The 16,104-nt window shown below is 58.1% G+C and carries 11 protein-coding genes; 6 read left to right on the top strand and 5 right to left on the bottom strand.

Annotated features, from left to right (window positions below):
* The first annotated feature begins 83 nt into the window (after nucleotides 1–83).
* The 5 genes from D8U69_RS14685 (at nucleotide 84) to D8U69_RS14665 (ending at nucleotide 5,072) form a co-directional block, all read left to right on the top strand.
* Nucleotides 84–1,418: a TRZ/ATZ family hydrolase gene (locus D8U69_RS14685; protein ID WP_056856460.1), complete on the top strand. Its 1,335-nt coding sequence runs from the start codon at nucleotides 84–86 to the stop codon at nucleotides 1,416–1,418.
* Between the two features lie 58 nt (nucleotides 1,419–1,476).
* Nucleotides 1,477–2,175 (top strand): bifunctional 2-polyprenyl-6-hydroxyphenol methylase/3-demethylubiquinol 3-O-methyltransferase UbiG, encoded by a 699-nt coding sequence (gene ubiG, locus D8U69_RS14680; protein WP_056856461.1) that lies wholly within the window; start codon nucleotides 1,477–1,479, stop codon nucleotides 2,173–2,175.
* 4 nt (nucleotides 2,176–2,179) lie between these two features.
* The gene (gene mupP / locus D8U69_RS14675) at nucleotides 2,180–2,851 is read left to right on the top strand and encodes an N-acetylmuramic acid 6-phosphate phosphatase MupP (protein ID WP_056856462.1); all 672 of its coding nucleotides are present in this window, start codon (nucleotides 2,180–2,182) and stop codon (nucleotides 2,849–2,851) included.
* A gap of 189 nt (nucleotides 2,852–3,040) precedes the next feature.
* Nucleotides 3,041–3,781 carry a YciK family oxidoreductase gene (locus tag D8U69_RS14670; protein WP_056856463.1) on the top strand — a complete coding sequence of 247 codons (741 nt, stop codon included), beginning with the start codon at nucleotides 3,041–3,043 and terminating at the stop codon, nucleotides 3,779–3,781.
* Between the two features lie 364 nt (nucleotides 3,782–4,145).
* Nucleotides 4,146–5,072, top strand: coding sequence for a GGDEF domain-containing protein (locus tag D8U69_RS14665; RefSeq protein WP_056856464.1), 927 nt, complete (start codon nucleotides 4,146–4,148; stop codon nucleotides 5,070–5,072).
* Nucleotides 5,073–5,146: 74 nt separating this feature from the next.
* Here D8U69_RS14665 and D8U69_RS14660 read toward each other — a convergent pair whose 3' ends face one another.
* Nucleotides 5,147–5,941: an iron-containing redox enzyme family protein gene (locus D8U69_RS14660; protein ID WP_130904145.1), complete on the bottom strand. Its 795-nt coding sequence runs from the start codon at nucleotides 5,939–5,941 to the stop codon at nucleotides 5,147–5,149.
* A gap of 44 nt (nucleotides 5,942–5,985) precedes the next feature.
* Nucleotides 5,986–8,442 carry an EAL domain-containing protein gene (locus D8U69_RS14655; RefSeq protein ID WP_056856466.1) on the bottom strand — a complete coding sequence of 819 codons (2,457 nt, stop codon included), beginning with the start codon at nucleotides 8,440–8,442 and terminating at the stop codon, nucleotides 5,986–5,988.
* 220 nt (nucleotides 8,443–8,662) lie between these two features.
* Between D8U69_RS14655 and D8U69_RS14650 the strand changes: the two genes are divergently transcribed.
* Complete coding sequence (locus D8U69_RS14650; RefSeq protein ID WP_130907601.1) at nucleotides 8,663–12,796, top strand: hypothetical protein; 4,134 nt, start codon at nucleotides 8,663–8,665, stop codon at nucleotides 12,794–12,796.
* 1 nt (nucleotide 12,797) lies between these two features.
* Here D8U69_RS14650 and D8U69_RS14645 read toward each other — a convergent pair whose 3' ends face one another.
* From D8U69_RS14645 to D8U69_RS14635, 3 genes are all read right to left on the bottom strand, one after another.
* Complete coding sequence (locus D8U69_RS14645; protein ID WP_056856468.1) at nucleotides 12,798–14,615, bottom strand: ABC transporter ATP-binding protein; 1,818 nt, start codon at nucleotides 14,613–14,615, stop codon at nucleotides 12,798–12,800.
* On the bottom strand, nucleotides 14,608–15,210 hold the full coding sequence (locus D8U69_RS14640; protein ID WP_177336610.1) for a DsbA family protein: 603 nt from the start codon (nucleotides 15,208–15,210) through the stop codon (nucleotides 14,608–14,610). Before D8U69_RS14640 ends, D8U69_RS14645 begins: the two co-directional genes overlap by 8 nt.
* Before the next feature lie 36 nt (nucleotides 15,211–15,246).
* A partial coding sequence (locus D8U69_RS14635; protein WP_130907600.1) for a rhodanese-related sulfurtransferase occupies nucleotides 15,247–16,104 on the bottom strand: 858 nt, incomplete at its 5' end.

Here is a 16,104-nt window from a genome sequence, read left to right as displayed (position 1 = left end):
ACAAAAGCCGCCGATTATAGCGATCCCCCCGCGAAGACGCTCGGGTATACTTCGCCATCCTTTACAAAAGCACTGGACCTTCGATGCCGAACACTGCCGCTGCGCTCGACCTGTTGTTGCTGCCGACCTGGCTGGTACCCGTCGAACCTGCCGGCGTTGTCCTCAAGGATCATGCCCTGGGCATCCGCGACGGGCGCATCGTTTTTATCGGCCCACGCACAATTGCACTGAAGCTTGATGCACGCGAAGTCCGCGAGTTGCCGGGCATGTTGCTCAGCCCGGGCCTGATCAACGCCCACGGGCACGCGGCAATGACTTTGTTCCGCGGTATGGCCGATGACTTGCCGTTGATGACCTGGCTGGAAAACCACATCTGGCCCGCCGAGGCCAAATGGGTCGATGAAGCATTCGTACGCGATGGCACCGATCTGGCTATCGCCGAACAGCTCAAAGGTGGCGTCACCTGCTTCTCTGACATGTACTTCTTCCCGAAGGTTGCCAGCGAGTGCGTCCACAACAGCGGTATTCGTGCGCAAATCGCGATTCCGATCCTCGACTTCCCGATCCCCGGCGCCAGCAGCGCGGACGAAGCCATTCGTCAGGGCATCGAACTGTTTGGCGATCTCAAGCATCACGACCGCATCAAAATCACCTTCGGCCCCCATGCACCCTACACCGTGGGCGATGAAAACCTGGAAAAAATCCGCGTGATCGCCGAAGAGCTCGACGCGTCGATCCACATGCACGTGCATGAAACCGCCTTCGAAGTGCAGCAAGCGCTCGAACAGCGCGGCGAACGCCCCTTGGCCCGTCTCGCTCGCCTGGGCTTGCTGGGGCCGCGCTTCCAGGCCGTTCACATGACCCAGATCAGCGAAGAAGACCTGGCGCTGCTGGTAGAAAGCAACACCCATGTGATTCATTGCCCGGAGTCGAACCTGAAACTGGCCAGCGGTTTTTGCCCGGTGGAGCGTTTGTGGCAGGCCGGGGTCAATGTTGCCGTGGGCACCGACGGCGCCGCCAGCAATAATGACCTCGACCTGCTGGGCGAAACCCGCACCGCCGCGCTGCTGGCCAAGGCTGTCGCCGGTTCGGCCACCGCGCTGGACGCTCATCGCGCCCTGCGCATGGCCACGCTCAACGGCGCCCGCGCCCTGGGGATCGAAGCCGACACCGGCTCGCTGGAAGTCGGCAAAGCCGCCGACATCGTCGCGTTCGATCTCTCCGGCCTGGCCCAGCAACCGATCTATGACCCGGTTTCACAGCTTATATATGCCACCGGCCGGGACTGCGTGAAACATGTCTGGGTCGCCGGCAAGCAACTGCTCGACGACCGTCGCCTGACACGCCTGGATGAGCAGCAACTGGTCACCACTGCCAAGGCCTGGGGCCAACGCATCAGCGGCCGTACCGAATCGTAAGCACCCCGGACTCAACCCCGGGGCAACAGGATTTTTCAAGTTTTAGAGGACTTAACCCATGAGCAACGTCGACTACGCCGAAATCGCCAAATTCGAAGCCCTGGCCCATCGCTGGTGGGACCGCGAAAGCGAATTCAAACCTCTGCACGACATCAACCCGTTGCGGGTCAACTGGATTGACGAACGCGTCAGCCTGGCCGGCAAGAAAGTCCTCGACGTCGGTTGCGGCGGCGGCATTCTCAGCGAAGCCATGGCTCAACGCGGCGCCACCGTGATGGGTATCGACATGGGTGAAGCGCCGCTGGCGGTCGCGCAGTTGCATCAACTGGAATCCGGCGTGAGCGTCGAATACCGGCAGATCACCGCCGAAGCCCTGGCCGAAGAAATGCCGGAACAGTTCGATGTGGTCACGTGCCTTGAAATGCTCGAGCACGTGCCGGACCCGTCTTCGGTGATCCGCGCCTGCTTCCGTATGGTCAAGCCGGGGGGCCAGGTGTTTTTCTCCACCATCAACCGCAACCCGAAGGCGTACCTGTTCGCCATCGTCGGCGCCGAATACATCATGAAGCTGCTGCCGCGCGGCACCCACGACTTCAAGAAATTCATTCGCCCATCCGAGCTGGGTGCCTGGAGCCGCATGGCCGGGCTGACCGTCAAGGACATCATCGGCCTGACGTACAACCCGCTGACCAAGCATTACAAACTGGCGTCCGACGTGGACGTCAATTACATGATCCAGACCCTGCGCGAGGAGTAAGCCGATGCGTATCAGAGCAGTTCTTTTCGACATGGACGGCACCCTGCTCGACACGGCGCCGGACTTCATTGCGATCTGCCAGGCGATGCGTGCCGACCGTGGCTTGCCACCGATCAACGATAAACACATCCGCGACGAGATCTCCGGCGGCGCCAAGGCAATGGTCGCGGTAACGTTCTCGATGGACCCGGAATCGCCGGGTTTCGAGGCGTTGCGTCTGGAGTTCCTGGAGCGCTACCTCGTCGGTTGTGCAGTGCACAGCAAACTGTTCGATGGCATGGGCGAACTGCTCGCGGACATCGAGAAGGCCAACCTGATCTGGGGCGTGGTCACCAACAAGCCGCTGCGCTTCGCCGAACCGATCATGCAACAACTGGGGCTGGCCGAACGCTCGGCCTTGCTGATCTGCCCGGACCATGTGAAGAACAGCAAACCGGACCCGGAACCGTTGATCCTGGCCTGCAAGATGCTCGATCTGGATCCGGCCAGCGTGCTGTTCGTGGGCGATGACCTGCGCGATATCGAATCGGGTCGCGATGCCGGGACCAAGACTGCGGCAGTGACGTTCGGCTATATCCACCCGGACGACAACCCGCGGCACTGGGGAGCGGATGTGGTGGTCGATCATCCACTGGAGTTGCGCAAGGTGCTTGATAGCGCTTTGTGTAGCTGCTGAGTAGAGATGCTTTTGTGGCGAGGGAGCTTGCTCCCGCTGGGCTGCGAAGCGGCCCTTTAATCTGCCACTGCAATCTATCAGGCACACTGAATTTGCAGGTTTTACGACTGCTTCGCAGCCGAGCGAGAGCAAGCTCCCTCGCCACAGGTTCAGTGCCGGCCTTATTGTTGAATTGTCGTGAGGTTTTTTATGTTCGATTATTCCGCCCGCCCCGACTTGCTCAAGGATCGGGTCATTCTGGTCACCGGCGCTGGCCGTGGCATCGGCGCTGCCGCCGCTAAAACCTATGCGGCTCACGGCGCAACCGTGCTGTTGCTGGGCAAGACCGAAGCCAACCTGACTCAGGTCTACGACGAAATCGAAGCCGCAGGTCACCCGCAACCGGCGGTGATTCCGTTCAATCTGGAAACCGCCCTGCCCCATCAATACGATGAGCTGGCGGCGATGATCGAGACCGAATTCGGTCACCTCGACGGCCTGCTGCACAACGCATCGATCATTGGCCCGCGCACGCCGATTGAACAACTGTCAGGCGAAAACTTCATGCGGGTCATGCAAGTCAACGTCAACGCCATGTTCATGCTCACAAGCACATTGTTGCCGCTGCTCAAGCTGTCCAAGGACGCCTCGGTGGTATTCACGTCCAGCAGCGTTGGACGCAAGGGCCGCGCGTACTGGGGCGCCTATGGCGTTTCCAAGTTTGCCACTGAAGGCTTGATGCAAACCCTGGCAGACGAAGTCGACACCGTGGCGCCAGTGCGTTCCAACAGCATCAACCCGGGCGCCACCCGCACGAGCATGCGCGCCCAGGCCTATCCGGGAGAAAACCCACTCAACAATCCGACGCCCGAGGAGATCATGCCGGTCTACCTGTATTTGATGGGTCCGGACAGCACAGGCATCAACGGGCAAGCTTTTAACGCCCAGTAATGCCGTACGTCGCTTTTGTGCCGCGGCGAATTTCCGTCGCGGCACCGAGGCCGAAGTGAAACTCCAGTCAAACTTATGTCAGCGCATGCACCACAACCGTTCTTGAATCTTCTAAACAGTTGATTTATAAGGCCTTATCAACACCCCCTGATTTGGCACGACTTTCGCTCTGCACTTGCTCACATACGCCGTGTGAACGCGAACCGGGCGGAGCTGGAGTCGACAGGCTCCAAATCTTCTACAAAGCCGATTAAACTTGTACGAAATGTCCTACGGGGCTGACGGACCAGTACTGACGCGCAGCCTAAAGCCGCTCTCACCCAGCTTGTAAGACACAGCCTTACTGCTCAAGGGCGCACGCCATATGAAATCACCTTCCCAGACCAACGCAATTGACTTCGATAGCGCCAAATTGCAGCGCCTGGGTTTTGGTCAGCAGCAACCCTCTCCAGAAAGGCCTGCCAGCCTTGCGAAACTGCGCCAGCAGTTGAGCTTGCAACTGCAAACCAGTCTTGAACCCCAACGCATTCTCGGCCTGTTCTTTGTTGAAGTTCAGCGCCTGGTCCCGCTGGATGCCTTGAGCTACGAGCACAAGAGCAGCGACCTGCGCCTTGAGTTCGGTCAACGCGGCCACCACTCGATCAGCTACAGCCTCAGCCATGAGGGTGAACATCTGGGTGAATTGGTGTTTCGCCGCAACCAGCGCTTCAGCGAGCAGGAACAGGGCAACCTGGAATCGCTGCTGGCGACATTGCTGTATCCGATGCGCAATACCCTGCTGTACCGCGCAGCCACTCAAAGCGCGTTACGCGACCCGTTGACCGGCACCGGCAACCGCATCGCGATGGATCAGACCCTGCAGCGGGAAATAGATCTGTCACGGCGCCATCTGCAACCGTTGTCGTTGTTGATGCTGGACATCGATCATTTCAAGCAGATCAACGATACCCATGGTCATAGTGCGGGTGATGACGTGCTCAAGGCAGTTGCTGCTTCGATCAAACATCAGTTGCGCAACGTCGACATGGTGTTTCGTTTCGGCGGCGAGGAGTTTTTGATTCTGCTGTCGAACACCAGCCGGGAAGCTGCTGCCCTGGTCGGTGAACGCCTGCGGTTTGCCGCTCAGAGCGAGGAATACATCGCCGATGGGCGCTCGATTCAACTGACTGTAAGCCTCGGTTGCTCGACCCTGCTGCCTGGCGAGTCTGCCGAAAGCCTGGTGCGACGGGCTGATAATGCGCTGTATGTGGCCAAGCGCGAGGGGCGTAATCGGTTGGCGATGGCAGGCTGAGCCGTTGCTCGCTGCACAAAAGACTGTGGGAGCCAGCAAGCTGGCTCCCACAGTTCTACAGCGGCTTCTCGGGATCAGCTTTCGGCCAATTCCAGTCGCTCACGGGTTACCGGTGCCTTCTCTGCGTGCTCAAGCTGCATGCAGCGCTCCAGGAACAGGTACATGTAGTCGTAGCTCTTGCACACTGCCTGACGCAGCTCCACCTGCAGGGCTTTGCTCGGATTCATCCCCGCCAGGGTGCAAATGATTTCCAACGCTTCCCAAGGATGGGCATCGTCGTACTGGGCATGCATTTTCAGCCACTTCATCGCACGCTTGCGCTCTTCCTCAGGGAAAGAAGCAGCGTACACGCCGTTGGAGCAAACCACCGCCGACCACTCGCCGGTCGCACCTTCAATGGCATAGTTGGTGGCGGCAATGGCAACGATCAGCGAATCCGAAGAACTGGTGTGCCAGCACCAATGGCTGAGGGCGTGAAGTTCCGGGGCAACCTGTTGTGCCTGCAGATCTTCCAGGCTGACGCCGTGTGCACGGCTCCAGTTCACCCAATAATCGGCGTGGTTCAATTCGACCCGAATGTTGCGCATCAGCCAGCGACGCGCCATGTCTTCGCCCGGATGGCGGGCAAATCGGGTCTTGGTCAGGTTTTGGGCCATGTATAACGCGAACTGTTCGACCACCGGCCAACCACCGATCAGGTATTGGCGCATGGTCTTCGCACTGAGTTTGTTATCTCGCATGCGTTGATACAGTTCGTGTTCGACCACCCGGCGCTTGCTCTCGCTGCAGTCCTTGATCAGGCGCTGAGCCCATTCAGGGTAACTCGCAGCTTCCATGAGCGGTCCGGTTCGGTTGAATGTGTCGATCACTGTCGAGCTCCTTTTGATTGTGATTATTAGATCAGCGAGAGATTTCAACGGAACGTGCCAGGGGCCTTGAACAACAAAGGCTGAGGCCTGGCCGGACGACTCTGGAGACTATCGCAGGTAAACAACTGCGGGCGTTCAATGACATACCCTTGAGCATAATCTACACCAATCTCCAGCAAAGCCTGTTCGATCTGAGTCGTTTCGACAAACTCGGCAATTGTGCGCTTACCCATGACATGCCCGATGTGGTTGATCACCTCGACCATGGCGCGGTTAATCGGGTCGTCCAGCATGTCCTTTACGAAACTCCCGTCAATCTTCAGGAAGTCTACAGGCAAATGTTTCAGATACGCGAATGAGGACATACCGGCGCAAAAATCGTCGAGCGAAAACAGACAACCTAAGCCTTTGAGTTCATTGATGAATCTGATTGCACTGCCAAGATTTGAAATGGCGCTGGTTTCGGTGATTTCAAAACAAATCATTTCAGCGGGAATTGAATACGTCACGAACTGTTCGCGCAGGAAGTCGAGAAACGCCTCATCTCCGATGGTTGTGCCTGACAGATTGATCGCACACATGGCCAGCGGCCCGCAATGCGGCTCGGCCCGGCATTGGGCAATGATCTTGAATACGTTCTGTACGACCCAGCGATCGATCGAACTCATCAGGCCGTAACGTTCCGCCGCAGGAATAAAGCTGTCGGGCAGAATCATGCGCCCGGCTTCATCATGCAGACGCAGCAGAATCTCTATGTGCCCGCCGCCCGAGTCGACGCCCAGGGGCGCGATTTCCTGTGCGTACAGACAGAAGCGGTCCTCTTCCAGCGCCATGTGCAGGCGCTGCACCCAGGCCATTTCACCGAAGCGCAGGGACAATTCCGAATCATCGGGGTGATAGACCTGAACCCGATTGCGGCCCTTCTCCTTGGCCATGTAGCACGCCATGTCGGCAGCGCGCAGCGAGGCTTCAAGCGTGGTCGGATTCTGCGAAACGTGCACCAGACCGATACTCACGGTGGTCACGAATGGCCGGCCCTTCCAGACGAAGTGCAAATTCTGCACAGTCTGGCGCAGCGACTCGGCGATTTTCTCCGCGGCCTCTGGCCCGCAGTTTTCCAGCAGGATGCCGAACTCGTCACCCCCCAGCCGGGCCAGGGTATCGCCTTCACGCAAACCCGATTGCAGCAGCGCGCAGATATGCCGCAGCAACTCGTCACCCGCGGCGTGGCCGCAGGTATCGTTGACCAGTTTGAACTGGTCCAGATCGAGAAACATCAAGGCATGCCGCCCTGATTGGCGCGTCAGGTTATGCAGCGCCTGCTCCAGGCGATATTCGAATTCACGGCGATTGGCGAGGCCGGTCAAGGCGTCATGAGTCGCCTGCCAGGACAGATTGGCGATGTATTGCCGCTCCTGAGTCATGTCGTGCAACACCAGCACCGTGCCGCTGACCTTGCCGGCATTGCTGATCGGCGCCCCCACCAGCGTCACCGAAACCGTGCTGCCATCGAGGCGTTGAATCAGTTTTGAATGCTCGCTGCCACCGCTGAGTTGCCCACTGAGAATATGTTCGATCAAGGTAAAACCATCGGACTGGGCGTTTTCATCCAATAGATTGAACAACGCCGCGAGCGGCAATCCTGCGGCCTGCTCGGCCTTCCAGTGAGTCAACGCCTCGGCGGCCGGATTCATGTAGGCGATGGCGCCATCCACATCCGTGGTAATCACCCCGTCGCCAATCGATTGCAGGGTGATTTGCGCCCGGTCCTTTTCCAGCTGCAAGGCATCGGCAAATTCATGGCGCTGCTTGAGCAGTTTGTGAGTACGCATCAACGCCAGCACGATCAAGCCCAGGGCGGTGGCGAGGTTGGTCAGCAGCAACAAGCGAAGAATCATCCGCGAGCCTTCGCCCAGCGCGTCACTGAAGGCTTTCGCCGCCGGTGTCACTTCATCATTGATGGCAAAAATCTGCGCTTTCCAGCGCTGGATATCCGCCGCCGAAGTCGGGTGGGCGGTGATGTGCTGGTGCATCTCACGTGCAACGTCGTCGAGTTTGACCAGGTAATCGTCACCCACCGTCCACAGGTCGATGGCTTTCTCCAGATAACTGAAATGACGGAAATTGAGGTACAGCCAGATCAGACTGGAGACGTCGTCCGGGTGGTTACCGCCCTTGAGAATGGCCAGCCGCGCTGCTTCGATATCCGGCGGTTGCTGATCCAGCGCCACGCGCAATTCATGCCCGCCCTGAGGAACGGAAATGGCCTGCTGATACTTGCGGAAAATGTCCTGATCGCCGTTGTCGGCATAGAGATTGAGGTAATAGATGGCGTCTTTCTGGCCCTTGGACCAAAGGCTTTCGCCGGCAACATAGCCGCGAACCGCCGACAGCACATACAGGCTAACGCCGCCCAACAAGGCTTGGAACAGCACAACGGCGATAAAAGGCCAGACGATGCCCAACAGCCGTGGCGATCCGAGTGTCCGCGTTTGATTCATGTGTTCCCTTGTAATAGCACTGCTTGACCGTCATCCGGACGAATTCGCTGTAGCTAGACTAGGGTGAGTTCAAGGTTCCGGCAAGCGGAGGATCAGCCTCGGTCACTCTAAACACTGCCATAAATATGTACAGCCACAGCAGATTTCGAGATCGATTTACTGGGCACTCGAGAATTCCCCTACGTGTTGTTGCGGGAATTGATTTCACGAGGAGTGCCACATGACATCGACACCTTTAGCTAAACCCGACACACCGGCTGCCAAAGAAGTTCGTGCCCGACAAGAGTTGGGACTGGATGACGGTCCGGATATCGATTATTTCATTGCCCGCCCTACAGCTCAGGATCAACAACGCTTCAAGACCTTGCAACGCAACGCCCCCACGCTTGCACAGTCTCTGACCATCAACCAGTACAAGACAAAACTCATCAATGCTCAAATCGTCGATACCGTTAAAACCTTTATCAGCAGTGAATCGTCGCTGATCCGTCATTTGGGCGGCGATGTACTGCGTCTGGCCTCCGAAGAGCAATTGCGTACAACGCCCTCGGTAATTCTCCAGGAAATCTTGAGCGCACCTCGAACACAGGAACTTGCAGACCAACTGCTGAAGAAACTCAAGTGGTATGGCGCGCACCCCGGCGAACAGACGTCGACATCCGTACGCAATCAACTGATTTGCAAAGCCATATGCCTCTATTTTCAGGAGTCGTCGGCTGACGACTCGCAAGTACTCGCCGGCTTCCGCTGGCAAGATCCGGCACGTTGGGGCAAAAGCTACCAGAGCCTGCGCAGCGAATTCGAACAGCACTTGCTGCACACCCGGCGGCTCACCAATATCAAGGATGCGATATTACTGGCGCGCGTGTACCAGACCCGCCTCTCGAAGGACTTCGCTGTGCGCGACATCCCGCCCGATCTTCCCTACAAAAGTTCGGTGGTGTGGGTGAACTTCATGCACGGCGTGCTGCTGGCAGATGAACTCGGCCTGAATCGATCGCAAACCCTGTCCTTTCAACAGCTCGTCGACCTGCCCCTGTCCCGGAGCGCCGACGCCTCGTCCGAACAACTTGAGCAGATTACCCGACTGAGGATGGGACCGGCACTGGAATGGGCGATCTGCTGTGGCATCGTTCAATCGCGCGCAAACTCGGATTACGACGAGAACGATATGACGCGGGCGACGGCCGCCCTGGAAAGCCACAGCGAGAGCCTGAACAAAGCTGTCATGACCCTCGATTTGCCACCCCCTGAAAGGCTGAAAATGGCCAAGCAGGCAAAAGATGATGTGTTTGGCGAAGCAATGTTCGAATCGGACGGGCGCAAGTTGTTGCGCGATGATCCACCAAGCAGCCTGGGTTCCAAGGATATGCCCTCGTTGAACCTGCCAGGCGATGCATTCCTCGATGTCTATGCCGATGGTCAGCTCGATGACGGCAGAAAATTTTTTGTCACCCAATCCGATGGCAAGACACGAACCAGTCTCTGGATCAAAATCGACGACATGCGAACCGTGCATCATGAGCCGTTTCGCAAAGACCACAGGGGCATCGAAAGGCCTGTGCTGACCCGATACGGGGGCAAGACGCTGCCTGATATCAACCAGCAGTTTGCAACGGACTTTGCACACTACCTCTCGAAAATCAGGACGGCCTATCAGACTCTGATCGCCAGTCTGCTGACCTCGCTGCCACTGGCCGACCGCCAGGCCCTCGTAGAAGGTGACGTCCGCCTGCTGAGCCTGCACCTGGAGCAGGCACGCATCGAAACAAGCGGCGATATCCGGCCACGAAAAGGTTTCGTTCTACAGGTGACCCACAATCATGAAATCACCTACTACGAATTGATACCCAGCGCCGGCATGATTCGTCGCAGAGACCACTTGAGGTTTTCAACCGTCGAAGGCGTCCGCACCACGTACCCCTTGCACGCTTCAATTCCTGGACAAACATACACTGCTGAAATCAGCACCTCGCTGCTTCTTGACTGGTCTGCGCACTTGAACGGCACCAGGCCCGCTGAGAAGGCGTATTGCATAGCGATCCTCGGCGTGGTCGGTGACGTGCCTGCCACCGCCAATACCGAAGGAACGGCACAGGTCATCACCCGTTTGAATGCAGTGGCCCAATACATTGCAACAAACTTTCTGTACGTCGATGAAAGCCAATTACGTGCCCAGGCACGTGGCATGACAACATTCGACACTATCAGGGCCAGGAACGAACAACGGCGCAATACTTTCGTAGAGATTGCCAAAGCGTTTGTACCCTTCTGGGGCAGTATTGACGATCTTCTGTCAGGCCAGATACTCACAGGCGTGATCGGACTCGTCATGGACCTGGCTTCTTTCGTCAGTCCCATCGGGAAATTCATGGCAGGGTCGGTGCGTTTGATCAGGGCCGCGACCACAGCCTCGCGCATGGCCGTCAAAGCAAGTCTGCCTTCCTTTTCGACCTTGACCCGAAAACTGCTGGTCGCGTCGCTGCGCAACCTGAACCCGTTGGACGGGGTTCCGTCATTGCTCAAGGCAATCGGCAGCGGTACGTGGAAAGGGCTGTATACGGCGGGCCGCTTTGGTGTCAGTGGACTGAGAAAACTGGCAGGAAACACCGACAGCTACCGACTGGTTCACAACCTGCCCCAAGCAACCGACCCCGGGCGCTGGAAACCTCTGACATCGAGTGATCGACTGGCAACGATCGACGGTGTCGATGATGTACTCGTGCGCAACACCAGCCCGTCGGACCTGACCCGATTCCACCCGGTCGACCCGGTAACGTCATTGCCCTATGGTCCCCGCCTGCACAATCACAGCGACAACCTCATACTTGGCCGCTCAACCTTCAAAACGTTAGCCCCCACCGATACGCACACCCTGGTAGAACTTCCGGAGCATGCCCGTATCCGTGAAGTACTCGAAGTCGATGGTCGTACCACTCTGTTCGTGGATGACATCCCCTATCGACTGGACAACGACCAACTGCGTCGTGCCGACTTGATCGATGACCAGGCGATGTTCAAATCCTTGCCTTGCCGGGTACGCCGCCATCCGGGTGCCGATGTCTGCAAGACCACATTCGTCACCGTCGATCCGGCCCCGACGCCGGCCATTGGCAGTTTCGACGAGACTAAAGGCTGGGCGCCGTGGTTCGGAGACAGTATCTATACGCCGGCCACCGCGGATCGGGCGATGTTGCTTAAAACCCTGAAGTCTAAAAGATCGCTCCCGGCTACGGTGGAGTTCCAGAAAGGGATCTATGGCAGGATCAAGGTAGAAATCCCCTACGGCAAACAGGGTCAGTTCGACACCTTCGAAGCCGGTGCCATCATCATCCCGGCGATAGACGAATCCAAGCGCTACGTGTTTACCCGCCTGGATGCCGGACACTTTTATGTCGCCGAACTGGCACAAGGTCAAAACCTGACGGACAAACTGAATCTCAGGAAAGCTTCGAGATTGCCGGAAGATCTCAATCAAGAACTGCTCACGGTCTACACCGGTTCATTGAATGCCAACAATGTGGCAAGGATTCACGGCACGCCGGCAGTGGAGCGAGCGTTGCAAACCATGGAAGAGATTGCCATTCCGATTGGCGGCCACGTGAATCCGCCGGACACGCTCAAGCTGCTCAAAGTCGATACCAGTCCAGGCGAAGCGGTGCTGTTCGATCACTCGACCCGAATGATTGTCACGCAATTGCCCAAAGGGGCAACCAGTTGGTCGCGAAGCAAGGTCGCATCAGAAGATTTCCGGAAAAGAACCGTGGAAATCTTCGATACATTGTTCCTTGAGCCGAGCACCGTGCTGAACAATGCCGACAGCGCATTGAATATCAAGAAAACGATGATGAAGCTGCACAAGCTTATCCCTTACAACCAGCGTTCATTCAATCCCAGAAACATCGCCTACGCGGAAGTCGTCACTGCCACCGGGAAGCGCGAGGTCTATGTCAGTGTTTCGGGGGCGCAGGGGGCGACCGGGCATCTGCCTTTGTTCAAACAGAATCTTGGCGCAGATCAGATCAGGGTCGGTGAAACGACTTACTTCAATGTCGATATGAATCAGGAATTTCCCAACACATCACTGCTCGTGTCGAATGAAGGAAAACTGCTCGCTGTGCCGGCAACCATAAAGGAAATTGATAACTATCACCCGGCACTGACGCGCAGGCCCACATCACTGGACAGTGAAAGCAAGTTGATCAGCGCCATTCGCGAAAAATACCCCGATGCCGGATCGATCGAAACCGTGAACGTCGCTACCACCATGCCACCTTGCGAATCGTGTTCGGTGGTGGTCAAGGAGTTCGGTTTCGACGGCGGTGAAAATGCTTTGAACGTCCTGTGGAACTGATCTAGTGCTGCTGCAAATGCCCATACAACTTGGCATACAAGCCGCCGTCGGCAATCAACTGCTGGTGATCGCCATCCTCGGCAATCTGCCCACCGTCGAACACCAGCACACGGTCTGCCTGTTTTACCGCCGATAGCCGGTGGGCAATGATCAGCGTGGTGCGGTTGCTGAGGAACCGCGCCAATGCCTGGTGCAGGTTGTATTCGGTGGCGGCGTCCAGCGCTGAGGTGGCTTCGTCCAGAATGACCACTTTCGGTTCAGCCAGGACCATCCGCGCGATGGCCAGGCGCTGGCGCTGACCGCCGGACAAACGCACGCCGGACCGCCCGACAATGCTGTCCAGGCCGTTGGGCAGTTCATGGATGGTGGCGTGCAATTGGGCGATTTCCAAGGCCTGCCAGCAGGCCTCGTCGCTGCGTTCGCGGCCCATGGTCAGGTTGGCGCGCACCGTGTCATTGAACAACGCCGGATGCTGCAGAACCACCGCGACGTTTTCCCGCACCGTTTCCAGGCCGATTTCCTGCTGGGTCGAGCCGCCGAAGCGAATGGTTCCCGCCAGCGGCGTGTACAGGCCCAGCAACAACTGCACCAGCGTACTCTTGCCGCCACCGCTGGCACCGACGATGGCCACTTTTTCACCGGGGGCGATAGACAGGTTCATCTGGTTCAACACCAGCTCGTCGCCATAACCGAAACTCAAGCCCTGGACCTCGATACCGACAGTTTCGCGTCCGGTGAACGGGTCGACGCCCTTGGGGTATTGCGGCTCATCGGCGCGCGACAGCAGCTCGTTGATGCGCGACAGCGCACCGCCCGCCGCGTAGAAGGCGTATTGCAGGTTCAGCAGTTGTTCGACCGGACCGATCATGAACCACAGGTAGCTGAACACCGCGAGCATCTGGCCGATCGACAGGTCGGAAAACAGCACCGTGAGCATGGCGGCGGCGCGAAAGATATCGATGCCGAACTGGAACAACAGACCGCTGGCCCGGTTCGAGGCGTCGGTTTTCCATTGGGAATTGACCGCGTAATCGCGAACTTCCCTGGCCCGCAGCCCCAATCGACCGAGGAAAAAGCCCTGACGGTTGCCGGCGCGCACTTCCTGGATGGCATCCAGGGTTTCGGTCAGCGCCTGGGTGAATCGCGAGGTGCTGTCGTTCTCGAGTTTCTTCAGGTGCTTGACCCGTTTGCCCAACTGCACCGTGGCATAGATCACCAACGGGTTGAACAGCAAAATCAACAGCGCCAGTTTCCAATGCATCCACATCAGAATCCCGGCGGTGCCGACCAGGGTCAGCATGGCCACCAGGAAGCGGCTGAGGGTTTCGCCGACAAATTTGTCCACCGTGTCCAGGTCGGTGACCAGATGAGTGGTGACGGTGCCACTGCCCAGGCTTTCGTATTCACCCAGTGAAATACGCTTGAGGCGTTCGATCAGGCGGATGCGAATGCGGTAGACGATGTCTTTGGCCAAGGCAGCGAACAACCGCGCCTGAAGCACGTTGAACAGCAACGCCGCGCAACGCAGGGCCAGGGTCACCACCAGCATCAGGCCAATGTAACCGGCGGCTTTTTGCCAAACCTCAGGCAGCGCGAGGTTCATGATTTTCAGCGCGGCGTCACCGTGCCCCAACAGCACTTCATCGACCAGCAACGGCAGCAGCAACGGGATCGGCACACTGCACAGCGTCGCCAGTACGGCAACGCCGTTGGCGATCCAGAGCGATTTCTTGTGATGAAGCGCCAGACGACGGATTTCCGCCCAGCTCAAGCGGTCGACACGTTTAGCGGTTACGGCTTCGTCGGGCAGGTCATGCACAGGCAGCGCGCTCCAGCCAGCGGCCGAGCAGCGGGGACAAAACGCTCAAAGGCTGATAGCCATTGGTCAGCAACGCCAATTGCCCGTTTCGCTCAGCCAGCAACGTGGGGAAACCGGCGATGCCCAGGTCCTGGACCCAGGTGAAGTCGGCAGCCGTCGCGGCATGCGTATCGGCACGATCAAACGCTGCTGCGAATTCGATGCGCGGCAGACCGGCCTGTTCTGCCAGCTCCACCAGGACACTGGCGCGCGTGACATCGCGACCTTCAGCATAAAAGGCATGTTGAATCAGGCCGAGCAGTTTCCAGGCACAATCCGGCGCCAGGTTGCGAGCCGTCACCAGCGCACGGCAGGCAGGTTCGGTGTCGTAGACAAAACCGTCAGGCAACGCGCCCTCACGCTTGAACGGCTGGCCGGTAGCCTCGGTGACCGCCTGCCAGTGCTCAAGGATATAGCGCCGGGTGGTCGGTTCCAGCGCGGCGCCACTGCCGGTGCGCAAACCGCCCACTACCAGATGCACCTCCACTCCGGCGGCCGCCGCCTGCTCTACCAATGCGTTTGCAACCGGAGCAAAGCCCCAGCACCAGGAGCACATCGGGTCCATCACATAGAGCAGGCGCGCAGACATGGTTCAGGCCTCGGAAGATGATGCTTGCTTGTAGTTGTAGCCGATCGGGTGAGGCATGTTGCGGGCCTTGGCCAGTTCGATCTGCTTTTGCCGATCGATGGCGCTGCGCCGGGTTTTCTCGCTCAGTTTGTCCCAGCAATGCGGGCAGCTGATACCGGCTACGTAGTGCTCGGAGGCGCGATCCTCGATGCTGACCGGCGTGCGACAGGCATGACATTGATCGTAATCACCTTCGCTCAGGTCATGGCGAACGGTCACGCGGTTATCGAACACAAAGCAGTCACCCTGCCACTTGGTTTCTTCCTGTGGCACCTCTTCGAGGTACTTCAGGATGCCACCCTTGAGGTGATAGACCTCATCGAAGCCTTCGCTGAGCATGTAGCTCGAAGCCTTTTCGCAGCGAATGCCGCCGGTACAGAACATGGCGACCTTCTTGTGCACGGCCGGGTCGAAGTTGGCTTTGATGTAGTCGGGGAATTCGCGAAAACTGGTGGTTTTCGGATCGATGGCGCCTTCGAAGGTGCCGATCGAGACTTCGTAATCGTTGCGCGTGTCGATGAGCAGCACTTCAGGATCGCTGATCAGTGCGTTCCAGTCCTGCGGATCAACGTAGGTGCCGACTTTTTTGTTCGGGTCCACGCCTTCGACGCCGAGGGTGACGATTTCTTTCTTGAGTTTGACTTTGGTGCGGTAGAACGGCTGTTCGTCGCAGTACGACTCTTTGTGGTCGATGTCGTCCATGCGCGGGTCGTTCTTGAGCCAGGCCATCAGCCCGTCGATGCCTTCGCGGCTACCGGACACGGTACCGTTGATGCCTTCTTCGGCGATCAGCAGAGTGCCTTTGATGCCGTTGTCGACCAT

Origin of the sequence: Pseudomonas sp. Sample_16, from assembly GCF_004307665.1 — a bacterium.
GTDB lineage: Bacteria > Pseudomonadota > Gammaproteobacteria > Pseudomonadales > Pseudomonadaceae > Aquipseudomonas.
Note: the sequence above shows the minus strand (reverse complement) of the source record. Positions and strands in the feature narration are given on the sequence as shown.

Bases quoted from the DNA above. Each gene is read 5' to 3' on its own strand.
- D8U69_RS14685 (WP_056856460.1), top strand. From the start codon at position 84: ATGCCGAACACTGCCGCTGCGCTCGACCTGTTGTTGCTGCCGACCTGG.
- ubiG (WP_056856461.1), top strand. From the start codon at position 1,477: ATGAGCAACGTCGACTACGCCGAAATCGCCAAATTCGAAGCCCTGGCC.
- mupP (WP_056856462.1), top strand. From the start codon at position 2,180: ATGCGTATCAGAGCAGTTCTTTTCGACATGGACGGCACCCTGCTCGAC.
- D8U69_RS14670 (WP_056856463.1), top strand. From the start codon at position 3,041: ATGTTCGATTATTCCGCCCGCCCCGACTTGCTCAAGGATCGGGTCATT.
- D8U69_RS14665 (WP_056856464.1), top strand. From the start codon at position 4,146: ATGAAATCACCTTCCCAGACCAACGCAATTGACTTCGATAGCGCCAAA.
- D8U69_RS14655 (WP_056856466.1), bottom strand. From the start codon at position 8,442: ATGAATCAAACGCGGACACTCGGATCGCCACGGCTGTTGGGCATCGTC.
- D8U69_RS14650 (WP_130907601.1), top strand. From the start codon at position 8,663: ATGACATCGACACCTTTAGCTAAACCCGACACACCGGCTGCCAAAGAA.
- D8U69_RS14640 (WP_177336610.1), bottom strand. From the start codon at position 15,210: ATGTGCTCCTGGTGCTGGGGCTTTGCTCCGGTTGCAAACGCATTGGTA.